At 68.2% G+C, this 17,735-nt stretch carries 21 protein-coding genes and 1 tRNA gene; 14 read left to right on the forward strand and 8 right to left on the reverse strand.

The window, feature by feature from the left end; translation table 11 throughout:
* The first annotated feature begins 85 nt into the window (after positions 1-85).
* Positions 86-922 carry a BON domain-containing protein gene (locus ACSQ2H_RS08735; RefSeq protein WP_436061031.1) on the forward strand — a complete coding sequence of 279 codons (837 nt, stop codon included), beginning with the start codon at positions 86-88 and terminating at the stop codon, positions 920-922.
* Between the two features lie 42 nt (positions 923-964).
* Positions 965-1,780 (forward strand): aminoglycoside phosphotransferase family protein, encoded by an 816-nt coding sequence (locus ACSQ2H_RS08740; RefSeq protein WP_436061032.1) that lies wholly within the window; start codon positions 965-967, stop codon positions 1,778-1,780.
* On the opposite strand, the gene ACSQ2H_RS08745 is transcribed toward ACSQ2H_RS08740, so the two are convergent.
* From ACSQ2H_RS08745 to msrB, 3 genes are all read right to left on the reverse strand, one after another.
* The gene (locus tag ACSQ2H_RS08745; RefSeq protein ID WP_436061033.1) at positions 1,777-2,748 is read right to left on the reverse strand and encodes an SDR family oxidoreductase; all 972 of its coding nucleotides are present in this window, start codon (positions 2,746-2,748) and stop codon (positions 1,777-1,779) included. The two genes, ACSQ2H_RS08740 and ACSQ2H_RS08745, sit on opposite strands and share 4 nt — an antisense overlap.
* A gap of 65 nt (positions 2,749-2,813) precedes the next feature.
* A complete protein-coding gene (locus tag ACSQ2H_RS08750) occupies positions 2,814-3,404 on the reverse strand; it encodes a hypothetical protein (protein WP_436061034.1) in 591 nt (196 codons plus the stop codon).
* The gene (gene msrB, locus ACSQ2H_RS08755) at positions 3,404-3,898 is read right to left on the reverse strand and encodes a peptide-methionine (R)-S-oxide reductase MsrB (RefSeq protein WP_436061035.1); all 495 of its coding nucleotides are present in this window, start codon (positions 3,896-3,898) and stop codon (positions 3,404-3,406) included. The genes ACSQ2H_RS08750 and msrB overlap by 1 nt, the downstream gene beginning before the upstream one ends.
* 56 nt (positions 3,899-3,954) lie before the next feature.
* On the opposite strand from msrB, the gene ACSQ2H_RS08760 reads away from it, so the two are divergent.
* On the forward strand, positions 3,955-4,275 hold the full coding sequence (locus ACSQ2H_RS08760; RefSeq protein ID WP_267231822.1) for a heavy metal-binding domain-containing protein: 321 nt from the start codon (positions 3,955-3,957) through the stop codon (positions 4,273-4,275).
* A gap of 17 nt (positions 4,276-4,292) precedes the next feature.
* Entirely contained in the window at positions 4,293-4,697 is a 405-nt protein-coding gene (locus ACSQ2H_RS08765) for a DUF805 domain-containing protein (RefSeq protein ID WP_436061036.1), read from the forward strand.
* On the opposite strand, the gene lipB is transcribed toward ACSQ2H_RS08765, so the two are convergent.
* Complete coding sequence (lipB, locus tag ACSQ2H_RS08770) at positions 4,694-5,419, reverse strand: lipoyl(octanoyl) transferase LipB (RefSeq protein WP_436061037.1); 726 nt, start codon at positions 5,417-5,419, stop codon at positions 4,694-4,696. The two genes, ACSQ2H_RS08765 and lipB, sit on opposite strands and share 4 nt — an antisense overlap.
* A 50-nt stretch (positions 5,420-5,469) precedes the next feature.
* On the opposite strand from lipB, the gene ACSQ2H_RS08775 reads away from it, so the two are divergent.
* The 5 genes from ACSQ2H_RS08775 (at position 5,470) to ACSQ2H_RS08795 (ending at position 9,170) form a co-directional block, all read left to right on the forward strand.
* Positions 5,470-5,751, forward strand: coding sequence for a FliM/FliN family flagellar motor switch protein (locus ACSQ2H_RS08775; RefSeq protein WP_436063559.1), 282 nt, complete (start codon positions 5,470-5,472; stop codon positions 5,749-5,751).
* A 48-nt stretch (positions 5,752-5,799) separates the two neighbouring features.
* A tRNA-Leu gene (locus ACSQ2H_RS08780) sits at positions 5,800-5,884 on the forward strand.
* A gap of 61 nt (positions 5,885-5,945) precedes the next feature.
* Positions 5,946-7,376: a magnesium transporter gene (gene mgtE, locus ACSQ2H_RS08785; RefSeq protein ID WP_436061038.1), complete on the forward strand. Its 1,431-nt coding sequence runs from the start codon at positions 5,946-5,948 to the stop codon at positions 7,374-7,376.
* 67 nt (positions 7,377-7,443) lie between these two features.
* Positions 7,444-8,709, forward strand: a complete 1,266-nt coding sequence (locus ACSQ2H_RS08790) for a glycoside hydrolase family protein (RefSeq protein WP_436061039.1) — start codon at positions 7,444-7,446, stop codon at positions 8,707-8,709.
* Between the two features lie 146 nt (positions 8,710-8,855).
* Complete coding sequence (locus tag ACSQ2H_RS08795; protein ID WP_436061040.1) at positions 8,856-9,170, forward strand: DUF3574 domain-containing protein; 315 nt, start codon at positions 8,856-8,858, stop codon at positions 9,168-9,170.
* Here ACSQ2H_RS08795 and ACSQ2H_RS08800 read toward each other — a convergent pair.
* Positions 9,167-9,973 (reverse strand): MmyB family transcriptional regulator, encoded by an 807-nt coding sequence (locus tag ACSQ2H_RS08800; protein WP_436061041.1) that lies wholly within the window; start codon positions 9,971-9,973, stop codon positions 9,167-9,169. The two genes, ACSQ2H_RS08795 and ACSQ2H_RS08800, sit on opposite strands and share 4 nt — an antisense overlap.
* A 298-nt stretch (positions 9,974-10,271) precedes the next feature.
* Positions 10,272-12,050: a patatin-like phospholipase family protein gene (locus tag ACSQ2H_RS08805; protein ID WP_436061042.1), complete on the reverse strand. Its 1,779-nt coding sequence runs from the start codon at positions 12,048-12,050 to the stop codon at positions 10,272-10,274.
* Positions 12,051-12,146: 96 nt separating this feature from the next.
* Here ACSQ2H_RS08805 and ACSQ2H_RS08810 point away from each other — a divergent pair, with 96 nt between their 5' ends.
* Positions 12,147-12,983: an enoyl-CoA hydratase-related protein gene (locus ACSQ2H_RS08810; protein ID WP_436061043.1), complete on the forward strand. Its 837-nt coding sequence runs from the start codon at positions 12,147-12,149 to the stop codon at positions 12,981-12,983.
* A 5-nt stretch (positions 12,984-12,988) separates the two neighbouring features.
* Entirely contained in the window at positions 12,989-13,387 is a 399-nt protein-coding gene (locus ACSQ2H_RS08815; protein WP_436061044.1) for a DUF1489 family protein, read from the forward strand.
* A gap of 10 nt (positions 13,388-13,397) precedes the next feature.
* Here the strand turns inward: ACSQ2H_RS08815 and panC are convergent, their stop codons facing one another.
* Positions 13,398-14,249, reverse strand: a complete 852-nt coding sequence (panC, locus tag ACSQ2H_RS08820) for a pantoate--beta-alanine ligase (protein WP_436061045.1) — start codon at positions 14,247-14,249, stop codon at positions 13,398-13,400.
* Between the two features lie 169 nt (positions 14,250-14,418).
* Here panC and ACSQ2H_RS08825 point away from each other — a divergent pair, with 169 nt between their 5' ends.
* Together ACSQ2H_RS08825 and ACSQ2H_RS08830 are read left to right on the forward strand one after the other, a co-directional pair.
* The gene (locus tag ACSQ2H_RS08825; RefSeq protein ID WP_436061046.1) at positions 14,419-15,243 is read left to right on the forward strand and encodes a division plane positioning ATPase MipZ; all 825 of its coding nucleotides are present in this window, start codon (positions 14,419-14,421) and stop codon (positions 15,241-15,243) included.
* A gap of 10 nt (positions 15,244-15,253) precedes the next feature.
* Positions 15,254-15,673, forward strand: a complete 420-nt coding sequence (locus ACSQ2H_RS08830) for a J domain-containing protein (protein WP_436061047.1) — start codon at positions 15,254-15,256, stop codon at positions 15,671-15,673.
* Positions 15,674-15,677: 4 nt separating this feature from the next.
* Here ACSQ2H_RS08830 and ACSQ2H_RS08835 read toward each other — a convergent pair whose 3' ends face one another.
* A complete protein-coding gene (locus ACSQ2H_RS08835; protein WP_436061048.1) occupies positions 15,678-16,973 on the reverse strand; it encodes a D-alanyl-D-alanine carboxypeptidase in 1,296 nt (431 codons plus the stop codon).
* Positions 16,974-17,282: 309 nt separating this feature from the next.
* Between ACSQ2H_RS08835 and ACSQ2H_RS08840 the strand changes: the two genes are divergently transcribed.
* The gene (locus tag ACSQ2H_RS08840) at positions 17,283-17,717 is read left to right on the forward strand and encodes a phasin family protein (RefSeq protein ID WP_312166461.1); all 435 of its coding nucleotides are present in this window, start codon (positions 17,283-17,285) and stop codon (positions 17,715-17,717) included.
* The last annotated feature ends 18 nt before the right edge of the window (positions 17,718-17,735 follow it).

Below are 17,735 nucleotides of genomic sequence, written 5' to 3' on the forward strand. Positions count from 1 at the left end.
AGCTTGGCGTGAAATCGGCCCGGAACCGGCGCCGCGATCCCTCGTTGTCGCTCGCATGACGCAACAACAACCAGGGAGAACGACCATGTCGGACCGATGGATGGACGAGCGCGAGGAACTGGAACGGATGGACCGCGAACGCGGCTATGGGCGCTATCGCCGCCATGAGCGGGACGGCGACTACCGCTACGACCGTGGGCTCTATGGAGACCGCAGCTTTCAGCCGCGCGGCCCCGATCATGTGTTCGGCGAGCGCGAGAGCGGCGTGGACTACACCAGCCCGCGCGACTCTTCGGACTACGCGTACGAGGCCCGGATGGCGCGGCGGGCGCGGCGGGCCTACGCCGACTATGATCGCCACCCGGACTATCGTGGCGATGAACGGGCGATCACGCGCGGCGGCGCCTATGCGTACGGGCAGCCGCGCCACCGCGACGACCGCTATGGCGACGAGCGCTGGAGGGAGGAGCGGGCCTACCGCGTCGCCTATGGCGATCACCACCCGGACCACGTGGGCCACTACGAGGACGAGCGCGACCGCCGAAGCTTCTGGGAACGCGCCGGCGATCGCGTCGCCTCCTGGCTGGGCGAGGGCGACCACCGCGGCCAAGGCCCCAGCGGTTACAAGCGCACCGACACGCGGATCAGCGAAGAGGCGCATGAGCGCCTGACCGACGACCCGTGGCTCGACGCCAGTGCGATCAATGTTGCGGTCGAGGGCGGCGAGGTGACCTTGACGGGGCAGGTGCTCGAACGCGAGGCCAAGCACCGCGCGGAACGGCTGATCGAGGACATGGCCGGCGTGACCCACGTGCAGAACAATCTGCGGGTCCGGCGCAACGACCCGATCACCGGGTCCGGAACCGGCTTCGGCGACGCCGCCAACGCCGAACAGATCCGCGCCGCAGGTCGAAAGAACTAGCGGCGCCCTGGTCCCGTCGCGCCCACGCCCTACATTGAGAGCGTGACGGGGCCATCATTTCAAACCTGGCTCTACCGTTGGGACCTCGTTCCCGACGGCGAGGCCTTCACCACCGAACATACCGGAAGCTGGCTGCTGCCGGTGCGTCAGGGCGGTCGCGCCGCGATGCTCAAGCTCGCCTACGTGCCCGAGGAGATCGCCGGCGGCGCGCTGATGCAGTGGTGGGGCGGGCAGGGCGCTGCTGAGGTACTGGCCCGACAGGACGAGGCGTTGCTGCTGGAGCGCGCCGAAGGGCCTCGGTCGCTGATCCGCATGTCGCGCGGCGACGAGGATGACGTGGCCACGAAGATCATCTGCGACGCCGTGAAGGTGCTCCACGCCCCGCGAGCGACTCCGCCGCCCGACACCCTGGTTCCGCTTGACGTATGGTTCGCTGCCCTAGGGCCCGGCGCGGTGCGGCACGGGGGCGTGCTGATCAAGGCGCACGAGACCGCCCAGGCCCTGCTGGCGCAGCCGCGCGACGTCGTGGCGCTGCACGGCGACGTACACCACGGCAACATCCTGGATTTCGGCCCGAAGGGCTGGCTGGCGATCGATCCGAAGGGCGTGCTGGGCGAGCGCGGCTACGACTACGCCAACCCGTTCTGCAACCCGGACACCGCCACGGCCCTGATCCCGGGACGGCTCGACCGCTATCTGGCTGTCGTCATCGAGAAGACCGGCCAGGACCCGCGCCGCCTGCTGATGTGGATTCTGGCCTATAGCGGACTTTCGGCGGCCTGGATCCTCGACGACGGGGATCCCGCGCATTTCGACAGCTCGATCGCCGAACTGGCGGCCGCCCGGCTCTACGGCTAGCCGCCGATCCGCCAGCCCACCTCGCGGGCGAAGTCGGTGAAGAATTCCGGCTCGTAGGCGCGTTCCGGATCCTTGCGCACCCACTGGTCCAAGGCGTGGGCGTCGTCGCCCACGAGAATGCGCCAGCGCTCGTCGCGCACGCCGTCCAGGATGACCTTGGCGGCGGCGGCGGCCGTCATCGGCGCGTCCTCCAGGAAACTGCGGGCCATCTCGGCCGACATCGCCTGGATGGCCGCATCGGGAACGGAGGCGACGTCCATGCCTGCCGCGGTCAGTCGGGCGCGGGCCTGGGCCAGTTCATCGGTGCTCATGTCGTCGGAATCGACGCCGGCCTGGACCTTGCGCGAATTGGCGACGATCGAGGTCCCGATGTGGCCGGGCATGACGACCGAGCATTTGATGTGCGGGGCGTTGATCCGCAGGTCGGTGACCAGCGCCTCGGTGAAGCCCTTCACCGCGAACTTCGCCGCGGCGTAGGCGGTGTGCGAGGTGTTGGGCCCGATGGTCGCCCAGAAACCGTTGACACTGGAGGTGTTGACGATGTGGCCCTCGTCGGCGGCCATCAGCATCGGCAGGAAGGTGCGGACCCCCAGATAGACCCCGCCCCAGCAGACGTTGAAGGTCTTCTCCCAGGCCGCCCGGCTGTCGGCGATCATGCTGCCGCCGCCGGCGATGCCGGCGTTGTTGAACAGCAGATGGATGCGGTCGGTCTGCTGCTGCTCGGCCAACTCCTCGCGGAACGCGATCAGCGCCGCCTCGAGCGAGACGTCGGCGACGTGGGTGGTGACCTTGGTGCCCTGCGGCTTGCCGTCGGCCTCGATCAGCCGGACGGTCTCGGCCATGGCCTTGGGCGAGACGTCGCACATGGCGACGTTGCAGCCCTCGGCGGCGAGCTGGCGGGCGAGTTCGCGGCCCATGCCCGTTCCGCCGCCGGTGATCACGGCGGTCTTACCTGCGAAATCCTTCACGGCGGCGCCTCCCTGGCGTTGTTTGGAGGGAGCCTAACGCGCTTTCCGTCCGGTCCGCCAAGCGGTCAGACTTCGACGTAGTAGAGCCGCAGGATGTAGGAGACCTGGTAGATCAGGTTGGCGATCACGAAGCCGGCGTGGAAGCGGCGGTTGGTGGTGATCATCGCCACGCCGCAGAGGGCGACATAGACCAGGCAGCGGACGGGATACTCCCATCCCAGGTGGGCCAGGTAGTCATAGCCCTTGATCGCGGTGTCGACGATGTCGGCGACATAGGTCAGGGCCAGCAGGCCGAAGAACCATTTGCGCCGCGAGATGAAGAAGTCCTCGAAGCCCCCGTACTCGGCGAGGTCGTCGGGGAACAGCAGGCAGGCCAGGAAGTAGTAGAGGCTCGCATAGGCCAGGACGAAGGCGTAGAGCGCGAAGGTCCAGGAGACGTCCGAAAGCCGGAACTCCCACCACCAGAAGTGCGCAGCCGACAGCAGGACCGAGACGGCCCACGCCAGATGGATCGGATACAGCTTGCGCCGTCCCGGGTGCTGGACCATGGCCGAGAAGCCGGCCAGCGAGCGGGTGATCGACATGCCCACGACGAGGCCGATGATCACCCTGACATGCAGATAGAAGTCGGCGCCGGCGTGAGCGGCGCCGGACATCAGGCTTTCGCGCCGACGAGGGCGGCGTTGTCGCCGCGGTGCAGCGGGTCGCGCAGCGGCTCGCCGGTGGCGGTGAACTCAAGCGAGACCGAGTTGATGCAGTAGCGCAACCGAGTCGGCGGCGGGCCGTCGGGGAACACGTGGCCTTGGTGGCTGTCGCAGCGGGCGCAGCGGGTTTCGATGCGGACCATGCCGTAGCTGACGTCGCGCACGCCGATCACATGGGCCTCGTCGTACGGGGCGAAGAAGCTGGGCCAGCCGGTGCCGCTCTCGAACTTGGTCTTGGCCTGGAACAGCGGCAGCGCGCAGAGGCGGCAGCAATAGACGCCGTCCTCCTTGTTATCGAGCAGACCGCCGCAGAACGGGGCCTCGGTGCCGTGATGCAGCAGGACGTCGGCCTCTTCGCGCGAGAGCCCAGCCTCGAGCGAGGCGCGCTCGTCGGGCGTCGGCGGGGTGAGGTTGAAACCGGAAGGGGAGGCGGCTGGCGTGCTCATGGAGGTCAATCTAAGGTCGGCGAGCCGTTCGCGAAAGTGCGTCGCCAGGAGCCGCCATGATCACCAGCACCACGCCCTATGTCGCCGAGCGTGAAATCGCCCGCACCGTCGGGGTGGTCAGCGGCGAGGCGATCATCGGAGCGCACATCTTCCGCGACCTGTTCGCCGGCATCACCAACATCATCGGCGGCCGCGCCGGGGGGTATGAGAAGGCCCTGCGAGAGGCCCGCGACATCGCCCTCCGGGAGATGTGTGACGAGGCGGCCAAGCTGGGCGCCGATGCGGTGGTCGGGGTGGACCTGGACTACGAGGCGCTGGGCGCCGACAACGGCATGCTGATGGTCACCGCCGCCGGCACGGCCGTCAAACTCCGCTAGAGCGGACCGGAGGGGGCATGAATGGCCAGACGGATTGGGGCGCGCTGCTGCTCTCGGCGCAGGGGCGGATCGGACGTGCGCCGTTCCTGATCGCGGCGGCGACCTTGCTCGGCCTCGCGGCGGTTTACGAAGCGGTGGTGGGCGTCACCCTGCACTGGCTGACCGGCTGGTTCGTCTATCCGGCGCTGATCTATGCAGGGGCCTGCGTGCTGTCGAAGCGCCTGCATGACCGCGGCAAGTCGGGCTGGTGGGCGGCGCTGATCCTGTTCGCGCTGGTCGCGGTGTGGCCGCAGCCGGTCGGGTTCTTCGACTTCCTGTTCGGCGTGGCGCTGGTCTGGGCGGCGGTCGAGCTCGGGGTGATGGGCAGCGAGATGGGCGCCAACCGCTTCGGACCCAATCCGCTGCGACCGCTCGGCGCCTAAAGCGGGGCGGGCGCCTCTTCGACTTCGCCGAACACCAGCCGGAAGCTGGCGCGCAGCGCTTCGTCGGCCTCGTCCATGGTCACCGGCAGGCCCAGATCCACGAGGCTGGTGACCCCGTGCTCGGTCTGGCCGCAGGGGATGATGCCCGAAAAGTGCCCGAGGTCGGGTTCGACGTTCAGCGAAATGCCGTGGAAGGACACCCAGCGGCGCAGCTTGACGCCGATGGCGGCGATCTTGTCTTCGCGGGGCGGAGCGCCCGGCGCCTTGCGCTCGACCCAGACCCCGACGCGGCCGTCGCGAATCTCGCCCTCGACGTTGAAGCGCGCCAGGGCGCCGATCACCCAGGCCTCGAGGCTGGCGACGAAGGCGCGGACGTCCCGCTGGCGCTTGGTCAGGTCGAGCATCACATAGGCCACCCGCTGGCCTGGGCCGTGATAGGTGAACTGCCCGCCGCGGCCGCTGGCGAAGACGGGGAATCGATTCGGCTCCAGCAGGTCGTCGTCCTTGGCCGAGATCCCCGCGGTGTAGAGGGGCGGATGTTCCAGCAGCCAGATAAGCTCGCCCGCCGTTCCGTCGGCGATGGCCGCGGCGCGCGCTTCCATGGCCGAGACAGCCTCGGGGTAGGGAACCGGGGCGCGCGACAGCGCCCATTGCGCGGGCAGGCCGTCGCCTCGGCCGAAGATCGGTGCGTCAGGCGGGAGGTTTAACGAGCGGTCAAGCATGTTGGACCCAATGTGGTGACGGGACCGGGCGCGTCAAAGCCCATCCCGTGATGTGTCTAGTATTTCAAAGGCTTTGCGTCTTGGGTCAGGTCAACGAGGTCAACGTCGAAATATCGGTCCTGCTGGGCCGATCGAGCCTGCCGATGCAGCAACTTCTGCGCATGGGCCGCGGCGCCGTGATTCCGCTGGACGCCGGCGTGAACGAGGAAGTCTGGATCCTGGCGAACAACCATCCGGTCGCCCGCGGGGAGATTCAGATCAACGAAGATCGCATCTCGATCGCCGTCACACGTGCGGCAGATGTGTATGACTTCATGGCAGGCGGTCAGTAGGGCTTCACAAAGCTGCGGGGGTTTGCTACCTGCCGCGCCTCACCACGAGCGGTCGTGGCGGAATTGGTAGACGCGCAGCGTTGAGGTCGCTGTGGGGCAACCCGTGGAAGTTCGAGTCTTCTCGACCGCACCAGTGAATCAGGGTCTTCAACAGCGACTGAGCACATCTTCGTCCGACGCCTTGGGAGGTCAGCATGAGCCGCGAAACGGCCGACCTGTCCGAAGCTGGCGACAAGATTGCTCCTGAGCTCGAAGAAGACCTTGAAGACCTCGCCCTCGGCGAGGACTACGCGCTAAATCCCGAATTCGTGGCCATGGTGGTGGACGCCGCCGATCGCGGCGACGCCGAGCGTCTGCGCGAACTGCTGGCCGCGCTGCACCCGGCCGACGTCGCCGACCTGATGGGATTCCTGTCGGCCGAATACCGCGACGAAGTTGTGGCCCATCTGGCGCCCGAGGCGCTGGCCGAGATTCTCTCCGAGCTCGACACCGAGATTCGCGAGGAAGTGCTGGAGACCGTGTCGCCGGCCACTCTCGCCAAGGTGCTGGAGGAGCTCGATTCCGACGACGCCGCTGATGTCGTCGACGACCTGGAGGACGACAAGCGCGTCCAGGTGCTCGCGGCGATGCCGGAAACCGAGCGGACCGCCATCGAGACCTCGCTGGCCTACGAGGACGAGACCGCCGGCCGCATCATGCAGCGCGAGGTCGTCGCCGCGCCGCAGTTCTGGACCGTCGGCCAGACCATCGACCACTTCCGCAAGGAAGCCGACGACCTGCCCGAGCTGTTCTTCGACGTCTATGTCGTGGACCCGAGCTACAAGCCCGTCGGCGCTGCGCCGGTCAGCCACCTGCTGCGCGCGCCGCGCAGCACGCCGCTGGCCCAGCTGATGGAGCCGGTGACGGAAATCCCGGTCGGGATGGACCAGGAAGAGGTCGCCTACATCTTCGACAAGTACCACCTGATCTCGGCCCCGGTGGTGGAGCCGGGCGGGCGGCTGGTCGGTCAGATCACGGTCGATGACATCGTCGGCGTCATCCAGGAAGAGAGCGAGGAGGATATCCTCGCCCTGGCCGGGGTGTCCGACGCCGGCCGGAACGCCGACGTGCTCGACATCATCCGGGCGCGCCTGCCTTGGCTGGCGCTCAACACGGTGACGGCGGCCCTTGCGGCCAGCGTCATCCGCGCCTTCGAGGGCGAGATCGCCAAGCTGGTCACGCTGGCCGTGCTGATGCCGATCGTGGCCTCGCTGGGCGGCAACGCCGGCACCCAGGCCCTGGCCGTCGCCGTCCGGGCGCTGGCCAGCAAGGAACTGTCCTCGGTGAACGCCTACCGGACGGTTTTCCGCGAGATGGCGGTGGGCCTGGCCAACGGCGCGGCGCTGGCCGCGGTGACCGGCGGGGTGATCTATTTCCTGTTCCGCGACCTGATGCTGAGCGTCACGTTTGGGCTCGCGCTTATCATAAACCTGTTCGTCGCCTCGCTGGCCGGGGTGCTGGCGCCGCTGGTGCTCGAACGGATGGGCCGCGACCCGGCGGTTTCATCCTCAGTTTTCGTGACTTTCGCCACGGACTTCACAGGTTTCTTCGCCTTTCTAGGCCTCGCCGCAGTGATCCTGCTGTAACCGGCCTCTATCTTGCCGGCTAAGCCCTGGGCGCATGCGCCCATGTGTCAGAATGGGTCAATCGGCCATGAAACCGCGTAACCAGGTGTCGAGATCGGCGATCGAGCTGATCAAGCGCTTCGAAGGCTACCGCCGGAAGTCCGCCCAGCTGCCCGATGGCCGCTGGACCATTGGTCATGGCCACACCCAGACCGCCCGCGAGGGCGCCGAAGTCTCGGAGCAGGATGCCGAGGCGCTGCTGCTCTACGACCTGATCGCCGTTTCGCATTCGATCAACGAGTGGGTCTTCACGCCGCTTAACCAGAACCAGTTCGACTCGCTGACCGCATTCGCCTTCAACATCGGACTCGAGAACTTCCGACGCTCGTCGGTGCTGCGGCGGCTGAACGAGGGCAGCCTGATCCAGGCCGCGTGCGCGATGGAGCTTTGGCGCAAGGCCGAGTTCGAGGGCGAGACCATCGTCGTCGACGCCCTGGTCCGCCGCCGGTCGGCGGAGAAGACGCTGTTCCTGACGCCGATGAACGGCTGGGTCCCGGCGCCGTCGCCGGTCGTGCGGCCCAATATCGACCTGGACGCCCTGGGCGTCGTACCGCGCCAGACGCCCACTGCGCTGACCACGCCGATGGACGGCGCCAAGGTGGTCGTCGAGCGCGACGAGATCCAGTCGGAGCGGCGGGTCGGCGATGTCCTGGAGGACGATCAGCAGAGCCCTGCCGCCGCGGCCGCAGCATCAGTTTCGTCCCGCCTGGCGAGCATCTTCAGCGAGCCGTTGCATAACGGGCCGGTCGTCGAGCCGTCGCCGCGGCTGGTCATCGATGAGCCGGGCCCGGCGACGGCCGCGTTCCCGCAGCCCGCGGCCGAGCCGGCCTTCGTGCTGACGCCGCCGGTGGAGGAGGAGTTCGCTGAGCCCGAGGCCTACGAGGCCCCGAAGCTCGAACTGGTGGCCGCCAACGAGTCTGAGCCTGTCGCCGAGCCGAGCCTGTTCGAGGAGCCGCCCGTCGAGAGCGCGCCCGACGTCGAGGCTGTCCTGGAACCGGCTGCAGAGGAGTTGGCGCCGCCCGCCGACGATGTCGTTTCCGCGGCCAAGCGCCCCGGGCTGGCGCCGGCGTTTGGCTTGGCCGGGGCGGGCGTGGCGTTGTTCGGCGGCTGCCTGTTCTGGGCCTTGAACATGCCGCAGCCGCAGACCGTCGGGGCGGTGAATCCGGGGACGGTGGTCTGGCTGGCGGGGATCGCCGGCGTCGGGCTGATCGGGGTCGCGGTCTACATGATCCTGGACCGGCTCGGCCGCCCCGACATCGAGCACGTGGATGCCGTACTCGAGCGCGACGAATAGCCACGGGGCCGTTCCGCCTTAGCCGCGACGCGTGCTAACCATGTCACATGAAGCGCGTCGTTACCGTCACGGCAGCCCTGAGCGTCCTGGCGCTCGGGGGCTGCGCCAGTCTGATAGGGCCTAGCTGCCCCGCCGGGCAGGAGCCGATGCGCACAGCTCAGCTCTTCTTCGGTCAGAACATCGGCGGCAAACCCGGCGTTTCCGAGGCCGATTTTCGGAAGTTCGTAGACGACGAGCTGACGCCGCGGTTTCCCAGCGGCCTGACCGTGCTCGAGGGCGGCGGCCAGTGGAAGGGCGATGAGAACAAGCTCATCCGCGAAGCCTCCAAGGTCGTGGTTCTGGTGCTGCCCAACGGCATCGAGGCGAACTTGAAGCTCAACGCCGCGCGCAAGGCCTACAAGTCGCGGTTCCACCAGGAGTCGGTGCTGCTGGTCACGCAACCGGCCTGCGTCGACTTCTAAGCCGGCAAGGCGTCGGCCAAGGCGCGCAACGCCTGGCTGGTTTCGGCGTCGGCGGGAAAGAACGTCTCCAGCGTAAGTTCCGATAGCGTCACGTCGACCGGCGTGCCGAAGACGGTGGTCGTCGAGAAGAACGACAGCACGCCCGCGGGCGTCTGCAGGCGGAAGGGGATGGCGACGCCGCCAAACTCGTCCGACGGCTTGCGCGGCGGCTGGCCGCCCGGGATCGGATAGGCCTTCAATTCGGTCAGCAACTCCGCGAGCCCCGGGTCGGCGGTCAGCTCGACCTCGCGGCGCAGACGATCGAGCAGGTGGGCGCGCCATTCGTGCAGATTGCAGATTCGCGGCGCCAGGCCTTCCGGGTGCAGGGTCAGCCGCAGCACGTTCAGTGGTCCCGACAGCAGGTGCGGCGCAGCGCCCGCCATCATCGGCGCGATCATCCGATTGGCGCTGACCAGGTTCCAACCGCGATCGACGACCAGTGCGGGGTGGGGCTCGTGGCCGGCGAGGATGATGTCGACAGCCCTGCGCGCGGCGGCGAGGGCGGGGTCGTCCAGCGAGCGCTGCGGGAACACCGGGGCGAAGCCGGCGGCGACCAGGATGGTGTTCCGTTCGCGCAACGGGATCTCCAGGTGCTCAGCCAGGCGCAGCACCATGTCCCGGCTGGGCTGGGCGCGGCCGGTTTCGAGGAAGCTGAGGTGGCGGGTCGAAATCTCGGCGTCGAGCGCAAGGTCGAGCTGGCTGAGCCGGCGGCGCTGGCGCCATTGACGGAGGTGGTCGCCCACCGCGGTTGCTGTCGCGATCATACGGCGAGACTAGCGAGGGCTGAGCACGGGCTCCATGACCTCAGAGGTAATGAGGGTGGTTTCGAACACCCAGAAAGACAAAGGGCCGGCTCCCTTTCGAGAACCGGCCCTTCCATTGTCGGACCGCAGTGCGGCCCGCAACTCGGCGCTTACTTGGAGACCTCGTAAGCGGCGACCCGGGTCGCGGCTTCCACACTCGGATGAGGACAATGAGACACTGGGTCACCTCCTTTCAGCTGTTGAACAGGACCTTCAATATGGGACGGTTTTTCCAGTTCGCAAACCCCTTCGTCGCCGATCAAGCGAGCGTGACAGCTTGCACGACCGGTTCATCGTTGCGGCCGGCCCTACGGCGTAGCTCCGTCACCGGCCGCGGCAGCTTGTCGAGGGCCTCGATCGTGGCGCGATAGCCAGCCTCGACGGCGGGCTCGAAGGCGGACCAATCACGGATTTCCACGCCGGTCAGGTCGGGCGTGATGAGGACGTCCGTGGCTTCGCGCGCCGCAGCCAGGTCGCGCCCGGTGGAGACCGTCGCAGCCCGCATCAGCAACGAGACGATCGGCGGGCCCTTTCGCCACTGGCCCGAACGGATCCAGCGCCAGACCGACTCCGGGCGGGCGACATCGTCGGCGGTGATCGAGCGCCCGCGGCTGACGTCGACGCCGACGATCGGTCCGAGCTGGGTCAGACGCATGAGGTCGGCGGGGAAGTTCTTCATCACCGCGCCGTCGACCAGCACGTTGTTGTCCTCGGTGGTGGCCGGCGGCAGCACGCCGGGCAGCGAAATCGTCGCGCGCAGCGCCTCGCGCAGCAGGCCGCTCTTGTGCAGTTGATAGGCGCCGGTGGTGAGGTTGGAAGACACGCAGAAGAACGGCAGCCACAGGTCGGCGATCTGGATGTCGTCGAAGTGCTTGGCCAGGCGTTCGCGCACCTTCTCGCCGCGGGTCATGGCCAGCAGGGGCAGGGCGATGTCGTCGAGCGGGCTGGTGGTGACGAAGGCGTCGCGGATGCGCCGCTCCATTTCCTCGCCATCCCAGCCGACCGCCAGGCCGGCGCCGACGATGGCGCCCATCGAGACGCCGCCGACGAAGTCGATCGGCACGCCACGCTCGCGCAGGGCTTTGATCGCCCCGACGTGGGCGTAGGCACGCGCGCCGCCGCCGGAAAGCACCAGGCCGACCGACTGGCCCGTCAGGAGCCGGGCGATCCGCCGGGCATCGTCGGCGTTGTCGCGGCGCACGTGGAACAGTCGGGCGGGCCGCAGCGTGTCCACCCAGGCCTGAGACCCCTTCGGCGCCTTGCAGCTCTTGGCTTGCACCAGGATCAGGTCGACCAGGCCCTGGGCCTGCAGCGGCTCGCCATGGGCCAGCCCCTCGGGCGGCGGCGCTGAGTCGCCGCGAGCGACCCGGAACAGGCGGTCGACCTGGCGGCCGACGACCTGCTTCCAGCCGATGTCTTCGGCCTCGGCCGCGTAGAGCACGAAGTCGTAGTCGCGCTCGACCTCCGAGAACCATTCGGTGGGGGCGTGCTGGGCTTCGCTGCCGACCACGGTCACCGAATAGCCGAGCCGGCCGATCTCGCGGGCGACCTTGTCGAGCAGGGGCCGGACGGCGACGGGGCCGCCGGTGGCGACGAACCCGTAGACCGAGGGCTCGCCGATCGACGTCTTGCTGACCGCCTGGCGGCTGCGCAGGATCATCAGGCGCGCCAGTTCGGTCATCACCGAGGCGTCGGTCTCGGCGGCTTCGAAGAACGCCTCGCGCGGGAGTGCGAAGATTTCGGAGTCACGCAGCGCGACGACCGTACCGCTATGCGGGGCGCCGGTGATCAGCGACATCTCGCCAGCCGGCTCGCCGGGCCGGATCACGCCCAGGAACTGGGGCTCGCCGTTCTCTTCCTTGCGGAAGGCGCCCAGGCGTCCGGCGCGCAGGAAGTAGAGATGGTCGGCGGGCTCGCCGGCCTGAAACAGCGTCGCTCCGCCTGGCAGGGAGAACCACGTCGCCTCGCCGTGGCCGCGCTCCTCGTAGAAGAGGCGGGCCAACGCCGATTCGCTGGGAATATCAGGCAAGCTGACCACGCCGGCAGCCTAGCTTGCGTCGCCCCGGGGGGCTATGGCTTGGCCTGATCCAAAGTTCCGCTCCAGCGTTGTTGAAGGATCCAGGAGACCGCAGCCATGACCAATCCGATCGCCGACCCGCTGGTCGAAATCACCGACACCGACGCCGACTCCCGCCTCGTCGACATCGACGCGACCCTGGAGGGCGTGGCGACCGTGACGCTCAACCGGGCGATCCGCCGCAACGCCTTCAACGCCGAGCTCATTGCGGCCCTGCACGAGGCGTTCGAGACCCTGCAGGGCGCCGAAGGCGTGCGGGTGGTGTTCCTGCGCGGCGCGGGTTCGACCTTCAGCGCCGGCGCCGACCTCGACTGGATGCGCGAGGCCGTCGACCGCACCGAGGCGGACAATCGCGACGACGCCATGCTGTTGGCCCGCATGCTCAAGAGCCTGTGGGACATTCCGGCCCTGACGGTGGCGCTGGTCGAGGGCGGGGCCTATGGCGGCGGCGCAGGCTTGGCGGCGGCGTGCGACATGGCGATAGCCACGGCCGACGCGAAGTTCAGCTTCTCGGAAGTGCGGCTTGGCCTCATCGCCGCGACCATCAGCCCCTATGTCGTCCAGGCGGTCGGCCCGCGCGAGGCGCGCGCGCTGTTCGCCACCGGCAAGGTGTTCGACGCCTCCTATGCGGAGAAGGTCGGACTGGTCAGCGAGGTGGTCGCCGACGGCGCGCAACTCACCGAGGCGCGCGACCGGATCGCCCAGGAGATGATGGCCTGCGGTCCCGAAGCGGTCGCGCAGTCAAAGAAGTTGGTCGAGGACGTCGCCTATCGCCCGGTCGAAGAGGTGATGGAAGAGACGGCGCGGCGCATCGCCCGCGTGCGGGTCAGCTCCGAAGGGCAGGAGGGGGTGCGAGCCTTCCTCGAAAAGCGCAAACCCAACTGGCTGGCCTAACGACCATGTCGCTGCACATGATCAAGCTGGTGGTGGGGTGCGACACCATCGAGGACCTGCTCGCCTGGCACCAGGCGGGCCGGCCCTGGATCATGCACACCCGCCAGACGCCCAAGCGCGCCGCCGAACTGCTGGACGGCGGATCGCTCTATCGGGTGTTCAAGGGCGTGATCATGTGCCGCCAGACCATCCTGGCCGTCGACACCGTCGGCGAGGGCGTCAACGCGCGCTGCCAGGTGACCGTCGATCCGGAGATCATCCGCGTGGCGCCGACCCCGCGGCGTGCATTCCAGGGCTGGCGCTATCTCGACGCCAAGGACGCGCCGCCGGACCTGTCCGGCGGGGTCGATGGCGACATCCCGCCGGAGCTGGCGCGGCAGTTGCGCGAGGCCGGAGCCTGGTAGCGGCGCGCCGCTAGACCGCCATGTTGTCGATCAGGCGGGTCTTGCCGATCACCGCGGCGGCCAGTACGCGGCCGGGAACCGTCAGCGGGCCGGGGCCCGGATGGCTGAGGTCGTCGGCGTTGCGGACCTCGAAGTAGTCGATGCGCTGGAAGCCGGCGCGCTCAAGGGCGGCGAGGCCCGTGGCCTCCACCCGTTCGATCGTCTCGCCGGCTTGCAGGCGGCGCACGGCGTCGGCGAGCGCGACATTCATGCGGCCGGCGACCTCGCGCTCGGCCTCGCTGAGATAGGCGTTACGCGAGGAGCGTGCGAGGCCATCGTCGAGCCGTGAGGTCGGGGCGCCGACGATCTCGACCGGAATGTTCAGGTCGCGGACCACGCGCTTGATGACCTGGAGTTGCTGGAAGTCCTTCTCGCCGAAGATCGCCACGTCAGGCCCGCATTGGAGCAGCAGCTTCGAGACCACCGTGGCGACGCCGGCGAAGTGGCCGGGCCGGGCGGCGCCGTCGAGCGGTTCGGTCACGCCGGTGACGTTGACGGTGGTGGAAAAGCCTTGCGGGTACATCTCGCCGACCGTCGGGGCGAAGAGCAGGTCACAGCCGGCGCCGGCCAGCAGTTCGGCGTCGCGAGCCTCGCCGCGCGGGTAGGCGTCGAAGTCTTCGTTGGGGCCGAACTGGGTCGGATTGACGAACACGCTGGCGACCACGCGGTCGGCCTTGGCCTTGCCCAAGGCGATCAGCGACAGGTGGCCCTCATGCAGGGCGCCCATCGTCGGGACCAGAGCGACCCGTTCGCCAGCGCGGCGCCAGGCCGCCACCTGGGCGCGGAGGTCGGCGACAGTGCGGACGATGGCGATCTGAGGCATGATGTACTCGCTAAGCAGGGTGTGGGGCTTATGGCGCGGTCGACTGGCGTCGTCCATTCCATCCACAGCCGTAGCGGCGCCTTACGTTGACGCCGCGTCGTGGTGAAGGTTCCTGTTAACCAATAGAATCGGTGCGAAGTCGCCGAATCGGTTTTGGAGTTGAGAATCGATGTCACAAGCCAAGGTGATCGTCGTCGGGAACGAGAAGGGCGGGGCGGGCAAGTCCACCATCGCCATCCACGTCGCGACCGCCCTGCTGCACGCGGGAGCCAAGGTCGCGACCCTGGATCTCGATGTGCGCCAGCAGTCGATGGCGCACTTCTTCGCCCACCGCCGGGCCTGGCTGGACGCCAACGGCGCGGCGGCCCCGATGCCGCTGGAATTCCAGCTGCCGGCCGAGCTGGCCAAGGCCGCTGACGCCGATGCGCTGGCCCAGTTCGAGGACGCCTTCGGCCGGGCGGCCGAGCAGGCGGACTTCGTGCTGATCGACACGCCCGGCAGCGACACGGCCATCGGCCGCGCCGCGCACGGACAGGCCGACCTGGTCGTCACGCCGATGAACGACAGCTTCGTCGACTTCGACATGCTGGGCGTGGTCGATCCCGTGAGCCTGGAGCTCAAGCGCCCGAGCCTTTACTCCGAGACGGTCTGGAACAGCCGCAAGGTCAGGGCCGTGGCGACCGGCAAGTCGATCGACTGGGTGGTGCTCCGCAATCGCCTGGCGCCGACCGAGGCGCGCAACCGCAAGCGCCTTGACGAGCGGGTTCAGGCGTTGTCGCGGCGGGTCGGCTTCCGCGTCGGGCCGGGTCTGCGCGACCGGGTGATCTATCGCGAGCTGTTCCCGTTCGGCCTGACCATCGCCGACCTGTCGCCGACGATCCGCCCGGTGGCGATGTCGCTGCAGCACGTGGCCGCGCGCCAGGAGCTGCGGGCGCTGATGGGCTCGCTGGGTCTGTCGGGGTTGGACGGCGAAGAACTGCTGGCGGCGCAATAGCCGGGCTCAGATGCTCTATCTTGCTCTTGGCTGCCTGGCGCTGTTCCTGCTGGTCTGGATCACCCGAGGCAAGCCGATGTTGAAGCGGCGAGAGTGGCGGTTCCTGGCCGGTGCGCTGGCGATCGCCTGCTTCGCGGCGGCGGCCTATGTCGGCGTGCGCGGCGGGTGGGGCAAGTCCATCGTGCTGGTGGTCATGGGGCTGTGGCTGGCGGTCTCGACGCGCCGGACCGGCATGGCGGTTCCGCCGACCGCCGGCCGCATCAGCGACAGCGAGGCGCGCTCCATTCTCGGGGTCGGGCCGAACGCCACCGAAACTGAGATCCGGGAAGCCTATGGCCGCCTGATGCGCATGGCCCACCCCGACAAGGGTGGGACCAGCGGCCTGGCCGCGCAGCTGAACGCGGCCAGGGATCGTCTGTTGAAAAAGTAGTTCGTCAGGCTGGGCGGACGACCATGCAGGCCAGGCGCTTGGCCTTCAGGGCTTGGCAGGCGTCCTTGGCCGAGGCCTCGGTGTAGCCCGAGAACCGCGCGCGGTAGGAGCCGCCGACCTTGCCGCCGACTTCGCCATTAGCGGCGCTGAAGTGCTTGCCGAACCGCTTGGTGACCAGGGCGAGCTGCTCCTTGGCGTCGGCCTTGGACTTGAACGCGCCGACCTGGACAGACCATTTGCCGGCGGCCTTCTTGTCGCGCAGGGCGCTCTTCGAAGGTTCGACGATCTTGGTGCGGGCGGCGGACGGGGGCGGGCTGGCCGAGGCGAGCACGATCTTCAGGCCGTCCTGCTCGTTGTCGCCTTGCTCGATCGAGGGGCGGACGATCGGCCCGGTGGGCTCGGGTTCGAACAGGTTCTGGGCGACGGTGATCTTCTCGCCGCGGTCGCGGCGGGCCATGACGTCGAAGCCGGTCAGGATCAGGTCCTCGGCGTTGTTGTTGCGCACGGCCGTCGACGGCGCGCCGAGCACCACCGTGATCAGGCGGCGATTGTCGCGGACGGCCGACACCGCGATGTTGAAGCCCGAGGCGTTGGTGAAGCCGGTCTTCAGGCCGTCGACGCCGGGCATGCGGCCGAGCAGGCCGTTGTGGTTGCGCATGGTCACGCCGCGGAACGTGAAGCTCTGCTGGCTGAACAGCTTGTAGTACTGCGGGTAGTCGCGCATCACCGCGCGCGACAGGATGGCGATGTCGCGAGCCGTCGAAACCTGGCGGCTGTCGGGCAGGCCCGAGGCGTTCACAAAGCGGGTGTTCTGCATGCCGAGCTCTTCGGCGCGCAGGGTCATCATCGCCGCGAAGCGGGCTTCCGAGCCGCCGAGCTTTTCGGCCAGGGCGACGGCGATGTCGTTGGCCGACTTGATCGCCAGAGCCTGCATCGCCTGTTCGACGGTCAGGGTCTCGCCGGGGCGCAGGCCGAGCTTGGTCGGCGCCTGCGCCGCGGCGCGGGGCGAGATCACCACCGGGTCGTCGAGATGGATGCGACCGGCCGCCAGCGCCTCGAACGCCAGGTACAGCGTCATCACTTTTGTGATCGAGGCGGGATACCGGGGACTGTCCGCGCGTTTGGCGTACATGACCTCGCCGGTCTTCGCATCGACCACAATGGCCGCGTACTTGGGTTGGCTGGCGGGCAGCTGAAGGTAGGGAACCTGAGCCTGTGCGGTCGAGGCCGCCACCGGCGCGATGGCGGTCGCGGCGGCGAGGGCAAGAGACGCAATCAGGCGGCGGGCGCGCTCGAACATACGGTTCGTCCGTCGATACAAAGGGTTAAGCGGCCCCCCGGGCCACTCCAGGTGAGTCCTAGCATGCCAGCGGTAGCCTTGCGCGATGGTAAACAGGACTTGAACGGGCCCATTTGTCGCGCCTGATACGTTCAACTCTTGCGTGAACGCCCGGCGCCTAGCGAACGGGCAGGTCATTGTGCACTGCACAAAATCCGCTTGACTGCTGCACTGCAGCATGGGAAACGACGGGCGAGTTCAAGGCAAGTCCCCCGTCCACGTTTGCGTCGCGGTATCACCGCCCCATCCCGACACCCCAGGAGCCCGCCCATGGCCGCCGCTGAGACCGTCAAGAACACCGTCGAACAGTTCACCACCGCCGGCAACGTCGCCTTCAAGGACGCTGTCGAGAAGTCGCTCGCTCAACTGAACGAGATGAACACCCATTCGAAGAAGAACCTGGAAGCCGTTATCGCCTCGGTGACCGCCTCGACCAAGGGCGCCGAAGCCCTGGGCGCCCAGGCCATGGCCTACTCCAAGAAGGCCGTGGAAAATCACGTCGCCGCCGCCAAGTCGCTTTCGGGCGCCAAGTCGGTGCAGGAAGTGATCGAGCTTCAGACCACCTACGCCAAGTCGGCCCTCGACGCCTACATCGCCGAAGTTTCGAAGATGTCGGACATCGTGTCGTCGTCGGTGAAGGATGCGGTCAAGCCGCTCAACGAGCGCGTCACCGCCGCCGTCGAGCGCCTGCAGGCCGCTCGCTAAGAGCTCCCAGTCGCCCCG

The sequence above is a fragment of the Phenylobacterium sp. LjRoot97 genome (assembly GCF_964254345.1).
GTDB lineage: Bacteria > Pseudomonadota > Alphaproteobacteria > Caulobacterales > Caulobacteraceae > Phenylobacterium.